An 18155-nucleotide genomic window follows, 5' to 3' on the forward strand; every position below is an offset into this window, starting at 1 on the left:
AAGAAAGCCCTAGCTTCCATTATTTGGATAACTAGGGTTTTTCCTTTGTCTATTTTAGACTATTAGCTTAAAGGCTCTTTTTTCTTCTTAGTGTAGATTAAAACTCCACCAAGCATTACGATAAGTCCAATTATCGCAAATCCAATCCATACACCAGGTCCACCCGTGAATGGGTATTCTACCTTTCGGTTTTCTATTTGGATTGGTTTTGTTGTGTCATGGTCTCCATATAGTGGCTTATCGCCTGCTAGTATGCTTAGGTCTAACTTATCTTCAATGGAGTCGTCTATTTGTGAGTTAAATACTAGTTCAAATAGTTGGTCTGCTGCGCCTGTTTCATTATTGTCATCAAGCGTACCAGTGAATTCCATTACTATTGAATCTGTTGTAGTAATTGGTTTATCTGTTGTAGATGTTTCTCCAAGCATTTCTTTTAGGCCGTATCTCGAACCTGTAAGATTTCCAGCAGTACCAAATTCTACTGCATCAAATTTCTTATAGTCATCTTTTGTTAAGTCATTAATAGAAGTTTTTCCTTTTTCGCCTTCTGCTAATGATTTCTTAACAAGAGCTACATTGACTTCTCCGCCAGTGCCTTTTCCATTTCCTGTTGAGTCCTTATATTTTGGTGTTATCTTCCAGTTATTTTCCAATATACGGATATAGGACTGATAAGATGGAATTGTCATTTTAGTGTGGTTAGGGTTAATAATAATTCTTTGTTTGAATGTTCCCTTATCCTTATCCACTTCTAGGATTTCACTTGTGATAAGTGACTTAGCACTTGCCTTGTGAGTTGCCTTAGTCAAATCTTTTTCAAGAGTTTGAACCTTACCATTTTCTAGCTTAAATTCTCTAATTAAACCAGTCGCCTTAGTATAACCACTTGGTGCCTTAGTTTCTTTTAGGGCATAGTAACCATCTTTGGATATAGGAAGTTTGAACTTACCCTTCTCGCCAGAAGTCACTGTCATAGTTACTTCTTCGCCGTCTTTAGTGACCTTATAAGGCTGGTATTTGTCTTCTTCCTTTTCTTTGTAATGAACTTCAAAGACTGCACCTTCAAGTTTGGTCTCGTGATTATTTCCGTCGACTTTTTCAAACTCGATTTCCTTGTAGTTTACAACATCAATTGGTTCTGCACTTACAGGCTCTGTTACTGTTTCAGCATTGTCAGATCCTGTTAGTTTATTTGTTACTGAACTTCCAAAAGCCCCCATTTTTCTTAGAAGACTATTGGTATCTTCTGTTGGTTTTTCCTTAACAACTTGTCTAGTTATTACTCCATCTTCACCAACGGTAAATTCTACTATATGGCCTTCTATCTTGCCGTAGCCTGTTGGGGCTTCGGTTTCTATTAGGGCATATTTACCAGCTTCTAGTTTTTCATACTTAACTAGGCCGTCTTTCTCAGAAGTTCTTTCTGAACCTTGAACTTCTATCCAGTTTTTACCGTCACTTGGTTTTTCATAATATTTAACAAGTTTGAACTTAGCTCCTTCTAGAATCTTACCATCTTGGTCTATTTTCTTGAAGTTTATTTCATTCTTAGGGTTGATTGCATCTATCTCAAGCTTAGCACTTGCTGAGGTCTTGTTTTCAAAGATACGAACCCCATTTGTTCTTTCTACATATGGTTGTTCAAATACATTTGTAACATTGCCATATCTATCATAAGTGTAAACTTTATTAAATAGTTTTGCATAGGTATCGTAGGATGCTATATCCTTCTTATCTACCTGGCCTGTTACCTTTAAGATCAAGGAATCATACTGGTTATATGGTCCCAGGGTTATATCTACATTTTCATCAGCCTTTGGTTGGTAATAACCATACCAGCTGTGCCAGTTGAGGTTATCACTTGATTCATCCACACCAAAGGATTCTGGCATGTCTTGATTTACAAAATCCTGAATTGTACCTTTCTTACGAGTGTTGTAATTGTAGTAGTTATAACCATTTTGTTTTAGGTTAATAACATCTACCCTTAGGTTTTTGACATCTTCACTTGGCTTGTACCTAAATGTTACAGGGTCTTTTGATTGATTCATATTTCTATTGATATAGAAGTATTGAACAAATTCTCCACTTTCCCTATCAAAGCTTACTATCTTTGATGTCATATTTAGCCCATAGATTTCTGCCATATTAAGTTCATAGTCTACAGCAATACTATTTTTCTTAAATTCTGTACCCTCAATTCCCATGCCAACTTCTTCGTTTTTACTTGAGTTTTGAACCTTCATTAGGTTGATATGGGCTGTAATAGTATTTGCAAATTCGGTCTTGTTGTATTGGTCGGCATAAGATGTGAAGACATAGGTTAGGGTTCCTGCTTCTTTATCATACTTAGCCTTGGCTATTGTACCGACTCCATCTGCGAATAAGTCGAGGTTTTGTGATTTTTCTCTCATTACTCCTTCAAGGTCGATATTATCACTTAGCTTGATTGTGAAATAGTCACCAGCTTTTATAGCTGTGTCATCCTTAATATTGAAGGTGTTTTTAAATTCTAAAGCATGACCCTTGTGTGGGTGAATCTTTGAATTTCCTTCATTTTCTGTTCCATCATTTCCATCTGGTCTTAGAACAGACATTTCTGAATTCATTTCAATGCTCTTAGAAATATCTCTATTTCCGACATCACTGTCATTGATGTATGGGTCTAGTCCCACACCACCGACTGTGAATCTCCATTTTTTACCCTTGTTTTGGTAGCCTTTTGGAGCCTTGGTTTCTTCTAGTTCGTATTGACCGATTGGTAGTTCATCAAAGACGATTTTTCCATCTTGACCAACTGTCTTAGTATAACTTCCGTCATTCTTATTAGCATCTTCATCGCCTTCTACTTGTCTACTAATTCTAGTTAGCTTAAACTCTGCTCCTGGAAGTAGGTTTTCATTATCATCGTACTTAGTAAGCTCTACCTTACCTTTTCCTGGGACTTCGTTGATAATCTTACCCATGTTCTTGGCAGTAGCACTTGTTACATAGTCGACTAGCTTACCTTCTTTTGGAGTAATCTTTGGATCATCTGGAGCATATTGGAAGATACCATTACCTTCGTTGTACTCAAGGGTTACAACACCCCTACCTGGTGTCACTTCTCCAGTCTTACCATCAACGATTTCTCCTTGGTAGGCAACCGTGAAGTGAAGTACAGGGTCTTTGATTGGTTTGTAGCCTTCTGGAGCTTTTACTTCCATTAGTCTATAACGGCCTGGTTTTAGTCCTCTGAATCCGAAGTAACCGTTGAAGGCTGATGCTACAGTTGTACCTGGTACGTCTTCGTATTGTCCACCTGGTCCACGTACTTGAAGTTTAAATACTGCACCTTCTAGCCTGTTGTTTGTTACCTTTTCGCTGTTTATGTCGTCTTTTGAATCCTTACGACCGTGCTTTGAGAAGGTAATATTGAAGGTTTCTTCTTCATTTATAAACTCAAGACCTTCCCTAGGTATTTCTTTGTGGCCCTTTGAGTTATAAAGTGGGTTAAGGTTGACAGATGTATCTGCATGGACAGCTGGATTTCCGATTTCTGGATCTATAATACCAGTCTTGTATGTCTTGCCATTATATTCGACTTCTTTGCCTACAAAGTTTTTGTATTTGCTTTCTTTTCCATTAATAGTTGATTTTGATTGTGACCATGCCTTGGCTGCATCTGCACCTTCTCGTGATTTAACATATTCTGCAACTTGGCTAGCACCACCTTGGTAGGATGCTCCTGGGAAGGCTTCGTAAGTTGCATTACCTTTCTTATCTAGTTTAAGTTGCTTAAAGTGTCTTTCTCCATTATAGAAGTCTACATGAAGGTCAATCTTACCTAAGTCTTCTTGTGGGATATTATACTTATCAGCCTTGTCAGACTTACCTGTGATTATAACATCATCATAGAAGCCTTCTACATCTACTATATAGACACCTTTTTCAAGGTTTAGTTGGTCTTCGTCAAAGCCCCAGTCAAATGGTCTCCGCCTAGCTGTCTTTATCATAGACATATTATCATTTGCAAGGTCGTAAGTTCTTATAATCTTATCAAGTTCAGGGTCATTCATATTATTGAAATCTTTTGGATTTGATAACTTATAAGCTGTGAAATAAGCCGTCTTTACACCATCTTTTATAGTTTCTGGTGGAGCTCCTGGAGTATCAATTTCCTCTCTCTTATACTTCGGTGTGATTTGAAGGTTAAGAGGACTTGTTCCATTGTATGCTCTTGTATCTATATAGATTCTTTGAATATAGGTCTTAGATTCTGTATCTATATAGGTTAGCCTTGACTTATATTTAATACCAGCATTATCAGCTGAATATCCTGCATTTGACTTCTTGTTATCATTTATAAAGCTTGATGGACTTGCTTCTGGTCCTTGATATTCGGCATACATCCTGCCGCCATCATCCTTGACCTCAATCTTCCAGTCAGCTTCACTCTTCTTAAAGCCTGTAGGAGCCTTGGTTTCTCTTAGGACGTAGTAACCTTTTTGAAGTTTAACAACATTTCCTGCTTGGTCTTTAAATATTACATCACCCTTTTCATCAGATTTTGCTGTTAGTTCTCCAAAGCTTGTGTCGACTTTTGAATAGGTCTTATCAGTCATCTTATGAAGTGTGAATGTAGCACCTTCAAGTTTATCCCCACCTGGAGATCTCTTTAGAATCTTAGGAGTAATACCAGCTTTTTTGTTGGTAATCTTAACAAGCTCTTGAGTTTCTCCATTTTTGATTAGCTTATCTTCATCTGTTGGAACAAACTTATCAATTGGGTCATCAGATTTTCCTACACGAACTTCTTCTGCAACTGGTTCAGTTCTTGATAATTCTACCTTGTTATAGGCAGTAATTATTTCGTTACTTGCCTTTTTATTTTGAAGAGCCAGAACAACATCTTGTGGCCAGTCTGCTGGAGCTGTTGCTTCTTGTAGGCCAGCTTTTTTAATATTATAAGTTGCAGTATACCTTGTTTTTACCTCTCCATCAGAACCAGGCTTGTCAACTTTTCTCTCGCCTGGAAGAAGTGATTCATCAACTGTAACCTTGGTTTCTTTTTTAAGAATCTCAGTTTTCTCTTCAGATTCTGTTCTTTCGCCATATGGTTTATTAGTGTAGTCACCATAGACAGTTACATTTGATTCTGGCATGGTGAATGATCCAAGACCTGTTGAAAGGTCAAAGGTGAAGTTATCTACAGCTCCCCCATAAGGTGCCTTTGTAACTCTTGCACCTGTTAGCTTATAATTTGAGCCAGCGGTAATTTGGAAGTTAACTGTATCTCCAGCTTTAACACTAAGTCCGTTAGTGCCTGTGCCATTAATACTTATATAACCTCTTGTATCACCATCTTTATATACAAGGTAACTTGCAGTTTGTGATTTTGGCTTGAATGTAGCTTTTACCATTACATTTGATGATGGCATATTAAATGTCATTGAGTTTTTATCAATATCTACATCGCTATTTCCATCATTATAGTAAAGCCTGTCTAGTTCTTCATTAGAATCTGGTGTGACATTTACCTTTACTTGTGTGCCCGCAGCTACATTTTGGCTTGGACTTGCACTAATCTTTGTATTTTCAGTCCAAACTGTGTAGGTTGTTTGTGCTTCATCCTTTGTACCGTATTCTATAATTCTTGGCTTAGGATCAACTTTTTCTTTGGTTTTTACAAAGACTGGATTAGGTTGTTTTACTCCGTCAATATAAGTTACCTTGTAGATATCTATTTGATAACCTTCCTGGCCAGCAGAAACTTCTTTTTCTTCGCCTTTTTTCATATTGACGTTTGGTCTACGTTCTGGCTCTGTAGGAATTGGAAGGGTTGTTCTTACTTCTTCTTCCTTGACTTCTGTCTTTGGACCTTGGGATAAGTTTTTATTAACTCCATCTTCATTTGAGTAAGAATCTCCTGCCCAGGTATTGTAATCTTTAGTACCCCATGGACCGCTTCCTGATTTTGTATCATATTGATAATCTGCTCCTAGACCTATTGTTTTGTCAGCGGCATAAGGTGTTTCAACTTCTACCAATATTGTTTTACCTGCTGGAAGAGTTGCTTTAACTCTCATAGGTTTACCTGACGGTATAAATTGACTTGCATTTATCTTGGTATTAGGTTTTTTACCTCTTATATTATCCAATGTAGAACCAGCATCAACTTCGTAGAAATTTATGGTTGAGATAATGTTTCTTGGTCCATTGTTTAGTCTAAACTCATTACCAGGTTCCGGTTGCCTATGAATTTCAATTAAACCACTGAAGTTTACGCCACTCTTTGGTTTAAATAGGAATAACTGCTTAAATCTATTTGCATCTTTATTAATCTCAGATACTTTAGTTTCCATATAAGAATTGCTGTGTGTTATTCCTGCTCTTCCTTCTGATTTGCTTGGATCTACATCTTCCCAACCATTACCAGCTCTTAGAGCATTTCCTGCAAGATTATCTCCTATTTCTAAGCCATCTGCGAAGGTGTTTATGCTTCTTGACCTAAATCTCATTGGAGCTTTGGTTCTACTTAGTGTAGTTTCAGATTCTAGTTTATTAATTCCAAGAGATCTTTCCATTAGTCCACCGTTTGAGTATAGGACTGGTTTTGATGTTGGATTTGCATACATTAATGTTTGTCTGCCTGAGGCATCTGTATTTCCTACATAGGTTCTGGTGTTTTTGTCTGTAGATCTTGATGTTGGATTTTCTAGCTTAATATCGTCTAAGGAGTTATACCACTCTGCTCCCCAATAACCGTTATTAGCTCCATTGTACTTATTAAAGAAGTCCATACCTGTTCCTACTCCACCAGAGTTTGGGATGTTGGATTCTATGGTCACTGCGAATGTTTTATTTTGACCATCTGGAATGTCAGGTGTTATCTTTAACCTCTTGTAGCCTTTTTTCTCAATTACTTCAGGATTATATTTTATTTCATTTCCATTTGTTGGTAGGTTATCTATATCTGATCCGTATGGCACTTCTCTAATAGAAAGGACTTTAGTGTTATCTAAGTCAAGATTTCTGTTTTCCGGCTGAGAATGGATTTCTATATGTGACCCACCTAGGTATTCAGGTCGGTTATTAACTAAGAAAGTTTGCCTAAACTTTCCTGTTGCCTTATTGACTTCAGTAATCCTACTTGCTACTTTGTTAGGATTATCGCTTGAGTTTCTATTAGGCTGGTCTGTTGATACCTTTTGCCACTTAGCCCCTTGGTCTGGAACTGTGGATCCCGGGTTATTATCCCTGATATAAATCTTTCCATCTTTAGTTACTGTGACTGTCCAATCGGTGTTGGATTTCTCATAACCTTGTGGGGCTCCTGACTCTGTAAGGTGGTAGATACCTGGTGTTAGGTTGTCGAATTTGACCATACCGTCTTTTCCAGATTTCTTCCAAACTTCTTTGCCTGGGTCTTGGTCAGATTTCTTAGGTCCCTTTAGGCTAAAGGTTGCACCTGTTATACCATCTGTTTGGTTTCCACCGTCGTCTACCTTTTTGAAGGAGAATTCTTGGACGATTTTTTCGTTGTTAACATCAAGTGATCCTTCTGATATATAGGCTCCCTTGATATTTCCCCCTTCACCTTTGGTTACTACAGGGTCTCCTTCTACAATTTGGTTAGCCATATCGTAGTAGTCAGATTTCCAATATGAACCCTTATTTGTGTATAGGTCCATTCCTGTACCTACTCCACCGTCTTCTGATGTGTATGGTATTTTAACATCTATTACTATAGGTTTTGTAATTTGTCTGGCTTTAAAGTCCAAGTAGAGTCTTGGTTGACCAGTAACAACTTGGCTTTTTACACTGACTTTACTTGTATCCTTTGTAATATCTGTCAAACTATAGTTTTCAAGTCTGATATCTTCTACATTTCCATCAACTGCCTTATCAAGTTCAAAAATCTTGTAAGATTCGTTTCCAGCATACCACTTCATGTTATCAAACCATGGTTTTTCTCTATGGATGGATGCATTGTTAAGAGTTACTGTATCAGCTTCTGGGTTTATTACATATCTTTGGATAACATATTTTTGATCAGTGTTTTTACCTACAATTCTTGTACCTAACTTATATGGTTGTGGCCAGTTGTTGTAGTAACCTGTTTGTCTGTTATCTCCTAAGACCCAACCTGTAAGAGGTCTTTTTGCAACTTCTACCCATTTAGTTCCTTCTACTCCAAGAATTGACTTATTTACATTGGCGTCAGTTCCTGTTTCAGGTCCCTCTATATAGTTATAAACTCTTGCTTTGTTATCAGAACCTATTTCTATTACCCATTTTTTGTCAAGTTTCTTGAAACCAGCTGGGGCAGATTCTTCTTCTAATAAATAAGTTCCTTTTTCAAGTTTTTTATCAAATGAAACTAGACCGTTTTTATCAGATGTACCTGAGGTCACCTCAGTTCCATCAATTGTGGTAATCTTGAACTTGGCTCCTTGTAATGGGATATTTTCATTGTCTTTCTTATAAACTTTAAATTCAGTAGCAACTGGTTTGTTTGTAACGTCTAATACTATAGTATCTTTTCCAACTAGGGATTCTCCTGTTGATCCAAGACCTATTTCTATTATTGTTACAAAACCATCAATACCGACGTTTACTCTCCAAGTCTTGTCTGACTTAATATGCTTATCTGGAGCCTTTTCTTCCTTAAGAGTATAGATACCTGGTTTTAAGTTAGAAAATTGGGCTATACCATCTTGACCTGATGTCCTATAAATAACATTATTATCCTTATCTGTTAGGCTAAATGATGCTCCTTGTAGAGTTTGACTCCTATCAGATTCATCAAGTTTTTTGATTTTAAATGAGCCTGGTTCATATTTCTTATTGAATAGGGCTACCTTTTGGCTGAAGAATTTAGGTATCTCGCCACCTGCCTGGTCACCTGTTGCCTTGTTGTAGTTGGCTCTGGTTATGAAGGATGACTTAAAGTCATTGTTTGTCATACAGAAGACTCTCCATAGGTTGTTGAAACTGTAAAGGTCATCAATCTTGAAGGTCTGCTCTATGATATAACCATCCTTGCTTGAGTTGTCTATCTTAGGCATTTTTATCTTTAGGGGACTGTTTTTTGTTATTACTCCAAAGTCTTGAATTTGGCTTGGGTCGTAGTTAAGGGTAATTGATCCTTGTCTATCATTATTTACAGGATATCTTGGATCAATTGCCTTTGAATATACCAAGTTGTACTTGGCCGGGTCTTGGCTTGGCCTTACACCATAAGATAGGGGCATGTTGTAGTTGACTTTTTTGTCAAAATTTCCTGCTTTTATCGTGCCCATATTTGGTGATGTACGATAAATCTTAACATCTCTTAATGAGAAGGCTGGCTTATTACCATTACCTTCCCAGGTAAAGAAGTTCTTAGTTGCTCCTTGGTAGTTGGTTGATAACCAGTTAAACTTAAGCTCTTTTTGGCCTGATGTTCTGATGTGAACAGGGTTGTAGTAAGCGAGTACCGCTACATACCAGTCTCCATTATCATCTTGGTAGACGTCCCTAAAGTAGTAAGATTGTGGTACTTGGACATTGTGATTATCATAATCGTATTGCTCGTAGTCTGCTACTACATCAGTATTAATGGTTTGATGACCAGTAATTCCTTTTTGGCCCGGTGCTACTGTAACTGTAAAATTATAAGTCCCGTCATTTTGGGCAAAGTATTTAGATGGGATAATACCCTTAAGTTCTATTTTTGCCTGTGTATTTCCACCTATTGAATTGTCGTTAAATACATAGGTCAATTTGTTGGTTGTGTAGTCAAAGTATGGATCTGCTACATCTCTTCCACCAATATTTAGCTTTGGAAATTCTCCGAAGTATTGGGTGAAGTCTAGGTTTCTATCAAATTGGATAGAAAATCTTTGGCCTGGTGAAGATTGGTCAAGGTCTATAGTAGCGTTGTACTTCAATGATTCAAGCCTATAGGCTTCCCATACTTGTGGTCTAACACCTATATCTCCTGAGTCACCTTCGTTTATTACTAAAGATTGTTCTACATTTTTAATCTTAGCAGTAGCTTCTTCTTGGGCTTGTTCTTCGTCTGTTATCAAGTAGTCTTCACCATTTACAGGTGATCCTTGTCCATCTTTAAATTTAGGCTTGTAGGTTACTTGCTTAGAATCATCTACTGTCACTTCGAATATTACATCTGATTTAACATAGCCTTCTGGGGCGGCGATTTCTTCTATGGTGTATTTTCCTTCTGGAAGTTTTCCAAAGGATGCAAGACCTGCATTTTTGCCTTCCTTATCAGCCGGTTGGGATGTGACTGTAGAAATCACCTCGTCGTTTTCATCTCTTATTTCAAAGCTTGCTCCGACTACAGGTTCTTCGTTTTTGTCAATTTTTCTTATTTCTACTGGACGAGTTTCAAAGGCTTCGTTGGTTACTGTTATAGTTGTCCCCTTTGATGCCTCTGATGTTGATGTTGGATTAACAGTTTGGTTTTGTAGCTTAGCGTTACTTCCAGTGTCTTGGCTTGTTAGCCAGTCATAGGTTAGGGTATTTGTGCCACCATTTAACGGTTTTGATTTTGCTACTACCAAGAATCCCCAATCTCTTGCAAATCTTTCCTTAGGTAAGGTTATCTCGTAACCAAATTTACCTGTATGAGGATCTTTATGATTTGGGGTGCCCATGATTACCCTATTGTTATTAGGTGCGTTTAGGACACTTGATCCAAGCTGGTCTATAAGGTCTTGATCAACCGTCTGTTGAGTCATGGCTTTTCTTACAGAATCCCTATAATAGTCAGGGTTTACGTCATAGACCTTTACGTCATCCTTGTTCTCTATTTGTCCACCATTTACCCTTAGACTGATTCTGGTGTCCCTATTTGTAGATCCACCAGATCTTGCTTCATTAGCTTTTAGGAAGATATAGGTTGTCACATTGCCCTTATCATCTTTCGTAGCATATTGCATGGCATTCATGTAGTCAGGGTAGTTTGGATCTGCTACTGTGACTGTAGGATTGGTTCCTACTGATAATTTTGCATTAGAACCACTTGTAGATATTCTTCCATTTTTATCTACATCTACAGTAGTTCTTTCTTGGTTAAGCTTGTAGCCTTTTGGAGCCTTGGTTTCCATAAGGGTATAGGTTCCAGGTGCTATATTTGAAAATTGTGCCTTACCTTCCTTATCTGTTACAACTTGCGCCTCACCCTGACCTAGAAGCTTAAAGGATGCTCCTGGTAGTGGATTTCCTTTTTCATCTTTTTTAATAAGGGTGAAGTTTGCAAATTTTGGTATTTTTTGGACTGTTGCCTTGTTGTGGATATAATATCCTTTTTTGTTAAAGTCATAAAAATTATTATTTTCATAATAATTTATAGCATTTCCACTAGCATCTGTGTTTGTTGTAGGGAAGTCTTGTTTGATTTTTAGGTCATTTTTAGAAGAGTTACCATCATTATCAATGTTCCACACTTTTACATTTGGTATGGTTACTCGTCTACTAGCTGGGTCTGGGTTTGCCTTTGACTCAGTTGTTGTAGTTTTACCTAGAACCTTATTTTCGTCCTTAGAATCTACTGCCTTTAGGGTCATTTCTGGCATTTTTAGATCTTGACCTAGGTTCCAGTTTTGTTCTACGTTTACATCTTGGTATTTGGAAATTGCAACTCCACCAAGGGTTTGTGGTTTTTTGTTATCATTTATATTTGTCTTGTATTCGTAAACTGCAATGTTTCCAACTGCTTGGTTAGTGTTGGGATTTGTTTCTTTTTCTGGAATTTCACTTACTTCTTCAGTTTTTCCATCTTGAACCATCATTCCAGTAGATGGGTCAATTTTATAAACTGCAACTTTTCCACCGTTTTGTTGTAAAGTTTGGTTGCCAAGTGTTCTTGTTTCCCAAGGAAGTTTTACATCTATAGGTTCATCTGCTGTACCTGTATCTCCACTTGAAACCCCATCTGTTACTGTCCACTCTGCACTAGATTCTGATGTAAACTTTCCGAGGATTGTTGTTCTGTTGTTGATACCCGCTCTTATTGGTGTGGCTTCTTTGACCTTATCAAGTGGCCAGCCATCTACTACAAATCTTTTTGCACCAACTTTAGGATTGTCTTTTTTGTCCTTCTTATTGGTAAGGATGACAGAAATATCCATCATGTACTTTTCTTGCATACCTTGGACCGGTGTGTAGAGATTGTAGGTTATTTCTCTAGATCCTTTTTCTGGAGCATGGTGTTTGGAATCATGGATACCAAATTTACCCTTAATTGGGTTATCTGTTAAAGTTACTTTAGAATCTCTGCTTGAGATTTCTCCAAGACCAGAACCCTTTACTGCTGTGAAGTTTGCCTTAAAGCCTAAGTCATTTAGGTCGTTATCTGATGATATTCTCACAGTCCAGTTATATCCTTGAAGCTCACCGTCTTTGATAACTGGGTTTGCAAATGCATCCATGTCCATTTTGTAGTTTGAATCAGCAGCTTCGATGATTTGGGTTACATCTTTTCTGCCCGGCTCTATGATTGATCCTGCTGGATTTCCATTTACGTCAACCTTTTGTGGCAAAAGGTCTTTTGGATCTTTTACTCCAAGTCCTGATACCTTGTTAATCACTGTGAATGTTTCTGAGTCGTTGATATTAAATAGTTTATTTTCAGATGCAAGTTTGTTAATTTTGTCAATGTTATAATCTACAGGGATATCAAGTGCAATTTGAATATTTTCTTTAATTTCCTTAACTATAGTATAAGTTATAGTGTTATCTTTAGAGTTGTATTCTGGTTTAGCAATTACTTCTCCCTTATATTTTACAGGTTCAAGCTTAGTTGTTTGATTTACTGTAAGCTTTTCATCTAAGTGGATCTTAAAGAATTGGTCTGGTTGAATTGGTCCATTAGCATTTGATGTATCAAAACGAGTCAAGATGTGGAACTTCTTACCATCTAGATTAAGCTCATTAGCATCCATATCTGCCATTAGGATTTGTGGGTTAAAGTTCTTGTCGGCATCTTTTTCTATTAGCTTTTTGATAGCAGGAGCGTTGTCATCCATTAGCTTGGCTTGATCTGCCCTGGAAAGCTTGTATTTCTCCCCAAAGCTTCTTAGAAGATTTTGGATTTCTTCTAGGCCATTTTTATCATCTCTTAGGGCTTTTTTTAGTTCCTTGTCTGCCTTTTGGAGGTCAGTTTGGCCGAAGAAGCTCTTTACTCCTTCAAGTAGGCCCTTCTTTTCGTCCTTGTCACCAGGGTCTTTCTTGGCTTCTTCTTTCATTTCTTTGACTACTTGGTCAAATTCTTTTTTCTTTTCTTTCTTTTCTTCTATTGTGGCAGGAGTTTTTTCTTCCTTCTTAGCTTCCTTTTTGTCTGCTTCCTTGGTGGAATTTTCTCCGCCTTTTTTAGAAGAGTTTTCTTCTGACTTCTCTTCCCTAGCTTCTTCGCTAGGATCTTCGGACTTTTCTTCTTTGGATTCTTCAGATTCTTTTTCTGTGGATTTTTCCTTAGCCTTATCTTCTGCCTTAGTTTCTTTATTATTCTTATCTTCTTTTGGGGCAGATTTATTTTCTTTTGTCTCGTCCTTCTTGTCAGACTTCTTTTCTTCTTCAGACTTTTTCTTTTCGTCTGCTGGCTTGGATTTTTCTTGAGCCTTTTTGTCCTCGGATTTCTTCTCATCCTTAGATTTAGCTTCTTCCTTTTCGCCAGCTTCCTCGTCGTCTTCTGCTGACTTTTCTTCTTCCTTAACAAAGCGTGGGCTCTTAATAGATCTGCCGTTTATCCCGTAGTTTTGGATCTTGGTGTTAGCTTTGTCTACCCTTCCTACTAGGCTAAGTTTCACTAGGTAGCCTGCTGGGACATCTAGGTCGACCTTTTCCTGGTAAGGGATATTGGTTGAGAATTCTCTTTGAATCTCAAAGCCTTTCTCACCTGCCTTGTAGTAGTCGAGTTTGATTTCTGCATCTTCCTTCTTTATATTATCTAGGGATATTTTATATTCGATTTTATTTTTCTCTAAGGATTTGCTTTCTTCGTCAGCCTTATCTTTGGATAGGATATAGTCTGTGTAGAGGACCATATCATCTTTTCCTACTTCATCTTCTTTGATGTAGGCGATGTGTCTTAGGTCGTCTTCCTTTTCCTTGATACTTGTTAGTCTTAATTCCTTTACTTCAGGATCGTCTTCATTTTCGTATTCTATAAATTTATTAGAAATTCTTTGAAGGTCGATATTGTATCCATCAATATCTAAAGACATGTCAAAGGAATAGAGCTTCTTGGTATCTATAGCCTTCTTATCGATTGGAGCTTCTAGGACATATTCGATGGACTTTTCTACGCTTGGGCTTGTGATAGCTAGAGTCTTTAGCCCGTCCTTGTCGTTTTTCTCCTCACTATAATCGATATTTTCCCCATCTTCTGATAGGTCCTTTACCTCTCTTACTTTAAAGTCTCTTAGACTTTGGTTCTTGTTTGTGGCAAGAGAGAGGGTCATCTTTCTTTCTGGATCATGGTCGGTATCCTTGGTCTTTTCTACCCTAATGGTGTAGATGATTCCGTCATGATCATCATTTAGACTTGCCTTGTGGCTTATCTTGTAAGCCCTCCTGTCAGTTTCGGAGAAAATGATACTGTCACTTCTCTCTTCACTTGTTTCCGTCTCCTCAACATACTCATCTTCATATTCGCTATTATCTGCGATTCTGATGGATGTTGGCATTTGCTTATTCTTATTTCTTGTTGAGCCAATAGCATAGACGTTGGTCGGAATTGACATAATTATAGCCAAAGTCAATGCGAATAGCTTCAAAGCAAATTCTTTTAATCTACTTTTCATAAAATCCCCCTGTTATGTATTTTGATATATTATAAGCTCTTTATACATAAGAGCATAAATTACCTATTATCCTAATTATATTTTAATACATATCCGATTATTTTACAAGGCTTCGACCCCATAATTTCTTTAACTTTTGGATTTGAAGAAATATTTATAAAAATAATCTTATTTATTAAGCAAGTAAGACAAAAAAATACCAGAATCAAATCTGGCATTGGTCTAAAACTTGCTAGTAATATTTAAAAGTTTCCTTCCTTATCAAATCAAGCCCTCCAAGGCTTTTCTATCTAGGATATTAATTTCCTTGTCGCTTACTTCGATAAGGCCTGCCTTATCCATAAGAGATAGACTCCTCGATAAAGATGGTCGAGTCGTTGCTAGATAGTCGGCCCATTCTTCTCTAGAAATAGACAAATGAACTTTTCCCTCATCTTCATTATCGAGGAGGAAGGCTGCTATTTTCTGTTTGAGCTTGGCTTGGGAGTTGATTTGGTTTTTCTTGGATAGCTTGAGGCTTTTTTTAGCAAGGATATCTATGAAGTTTAAGCGTAGATTCTTCGAACTTGTCGTCATAATAAGCTTTCTAAAGTCCTTTATTACGAAGATTTCGCTATCCTCATCAGCCTCTGCCCAGAAGTCGAAGGGATTTTTAAGATAAGCATAGACTTCTCCAAAAATCGCCGGTTTGTTGAAGCTTGCAATGATATAGCGCTTACCCTCTGGGTCGATCTTGTAGACCTTGACGCTGCCCTTTTTTAGATAATAAAAGTCCTCCTTGACCTCGTCTTTTTTGAATATGTGACTGCCCTTGGGGTAGACCGTTTCGTAAGTTTGGCTAAGAAGTTCTACTTCTCTTAGCTCTTCATCTGTTAGATTCTTAAAAATTGGAATTTCTCTAAGATCCATCTATACCTTCCTTCTATATATAATATAATAAAATACTTACAACCATTATACGACAGAAAAAAAGACCCCGCAGGGTCCAATTATCTATCTTCCTTAAGGAAAAATATATCATAGATCAAAAACAAGGCCAAAAGAACTGTAAAGCCTAGAAAAGCCCTGGTCAAACTTTCTGTCTTAAGCAAATTTTTGAAAAAAACTAGGGCGAAGGGAGAGGCCATAGCTCCGAGATTGTTTCCAGCAAACATTATGCCTGTGGCTTTAGTTATGTGTCTTTTGTCCATATGATTTTCCAAATCTCCTACTGCATAGGATATGCAAATCGCTTGGGCAAATGTCGCAAGGGCAAGGCCTAGGACTAAAAGAAAGATAGACTTATCAGTAATGGCAATGATAAGACTTCCTAAAATCATCATCGAGGTCGCAAAGCTTAGGGACTTCTTTTCGAAAATATTATAAAAGTTCCCAAAGGCAAATCCTCCAACCATACCCACAAGCATTATGAAAATCGTATAAAGGCTTATAGCCTCTCCCAAGACTCCATTGGACGCAAGGACTGTAGGAAATCTCAGATTCATGGCATTGTTGGCCATTATAGCTACCATTGAAAGGACTATGTAGAAAATCACGAACCTATTGGCCCTAAACTTCCCTGAATCTTCCTTCTTGGATTCATGAGTATCAGGAACATTTCTTAGGAAAAATATCAAGGGAAATAGGGCAAGTACATAAATCGCAAAGCTTAGGTAAAAATTGCCCTTGCCGATAAATCCCGCAAGGAGGATAGATACTATTAGTCCAATCATCTCGAAGGCGTTTCTGTAGCCCATAAGCCTAGCCTTCTTTGCTCCCTTATTGAAAATCCCTATATAAGTCGAAGCATTGGTCGCATAAATACCAACACCACATCCAAGAATCAACCTATTTAGAATAATAGCAAGCTTATTTCTAAAAACAAGAGGAATTATCCCACTGAGAGCCACCAGAGATAGGCCCAAGATAGTAGACTTCCTCATACCAATTTTCTCATTAATCTCTCCTGCCAAAAGCAAGAAAATAGTCGCACTAATAGCATTAAGGCTTAGGATAATTTCGGTCGTGCTAAGAGATAGGCCAAGCTCTTCTATAATACTAGGGGCGAATTGATTTATAGCAATATGGGTCGTATGGAAGAGGGCAAGCCCAAGCACCGCCCAATCCCTTGTCTGAATTTTTCTCATTACCTTCCTTTAATTATCATCCACCATAGAGATCGTAATCCCATAGAAACTTAGATCAATATTATCACAAATATTAAACTACAATATAGGACAATTGGCAAAAGGCGTGGTTGTGGTGGATAGATTTATTCTCTTCCGCCTTGAATAAAAAATATCTCTGTGATTTAAAAATATAAATCCGTCCTAAAACGCCTATATTTTATTCAAGAATAAGACCATTTGCTCGATAGCCATTTGAGACTTAGGGTATTTGGGATAGCATACAGGAAAGACATGGCCAAGCTCATAATCTTTTCCCTTGCCGAAGTCAATAAATTCATAAAAAGCACCCCTCTTATCCAAATATTCCCTAAGCTTATAGGAGTGATCCCTAATAAAATCTTCACTACTTGTTTGAATCAAAATCGGGCATACTTCTACCTTATCGAGAATCGAAATCATATTCTTGGCATAAGCTTTTTCTTCTTTCTTATCCAAGGCATTGACTACCATATCATTAATTATTGAAAGTGAGCCACCCTCCTCGAGCCTTGTCATAGGAGAGATAAAAATCATACCATTAATTTCAATATCAGGACATTCTAGATCAAACAAACTCTGAAGTTTCCTACTATTAATAATAGCAAATGCAGCCATAGCCAGATAACAACCTGCTGAGTCTGCACTAATGAAAGTCCTATCTATAGACAAGCCTAGGTCTTTGTAGTTTTTATAAATGTAAGAAAGGGCTGATATTATATCAGAAATTTGCTCCCTTAGATTTACACTAGGATTAAGCCTATAATTAAGCCCTAGCACATTAAAACCTCTCCTCGCAAACTCCACATTCATGTTCTTATCAAGCTCCTTAGTCCCATAAACTAGGCCACCACCGTGGATATTTATAAGAGTAGGTATGGGTTTTCCTTTAAGATCCTCATTGTAATAAATATCGAAATTATGAAACTCATCCCCATCATCAATATAAGACAAATCCGCCCTAACGATTACCCCATCAGTTGGATAATTCTGCAAGGCCAAACGCTTCTTATCATTAGTCTCCATCCCTTCGATAATCTCTTCTAAGCTATAATTTGGATATAGGTCATCTACCATATTGATAGCACTCCTTTCATAAGCTTAAGTCAATTTAATTAGACTTAACCTTATCTTACCTTAGAGAAATTCCTTGACCAAATATAGTGGAGCTGTAATCTTAAATGTCATTTATCATGTTCGAAGATGTTTCTAAGCATAC

4 protein-coding genes are annotated in these 18155 nt (G+C 37.4%); all 4 read right to left on the minus strand.

The features are described 5' to 3' along the window. Positions 1-62: 62 nt before the first annotated feature. Positions 63-14792, minus strand: coding sequence for a SpaA isopeptide-forming pilin-related protein (locus tag APRE_RS08095; protein WP_015778496.1), 14730 nt, complete (start codon positions 14790-14792; stop codon positions 63-65). Positions 14793-15053: 261 nt separating this feature from the next. Next, on the minus strand, positions 15054-15701 hold the full coding sequence (locus tag APRE_RS08100) for a Crp/Fnr family transcriptional regulator (RefSeq protein WP_015778497.1): 648 nt from the start codon (positions 15699-15701) through the stop codon (positions 15054-15056). A gap of 80 nt (positions 15702-15781) precedes the next feature. Further along, positions 15782-16918 (minus strand): MFS transporter, encoded by a 1137-nt coding sequence (locus tag APRE_RS08105; protein ID WP_015778498.1) that lies wholly within the window; start codon positions 16916-16918, stop codon positions 15782-15784. 192 nt (positions 16919-17110) lie between these two features. Further along, entirely contained in the window at positions 17111-18013 is a 903-nt protein-coding gene (locus APRE_RS09425) for an alpha/beta hydrolase (RefSeq protein ID WP_015778499.1), read from the minus strand. Positions 18014-18155: the final 142 nt, after the last annotated feature.

Origin of the sequence: Anaerococcus prevotii DSM 20548 (assembly GCF_000024105.1) — a bacterium.
In the GTDB taxonomy this organism is placed as follows: Bacteria; Bacillota; Clostridia; order Tissierellales; family Peptoniphilaceae; genus Anaerococcus; species Anaerococcus prevotii.

Bases quoted from the DNA above. Each gene is read 5' to 3' on its own strand.
- APRE_RS08095 (WP_015778496.1), bottom strand. From the start codon at position 14,792: ATGAAAAGTAGATTAAAAGAATTTGCTTTGAAGCTATTCGCATTGACT.
- APRE_RS08100 (WP_015778497.1), bottom strand. From the start codon at position 15,701: ATGGATCTTAGAGAAATTCCAATTTTTAAGAATCTAACAGATGAAGAG.
- APRE_RS08105 (WP_015778498.1), bottom strand. From the start codon at position 16,918: ATGAGAAAAATTCAGACAAGGGATTGGGCGGTGCTTGGGCTTGCCCTC.
- APRE_RS09425 (WP_015778499.1), bottom strand. From the start codon at position 18,013: ATGGTAGATGACCTATATCCAAATTATAGCTTAGAAGAGATTATCGAA.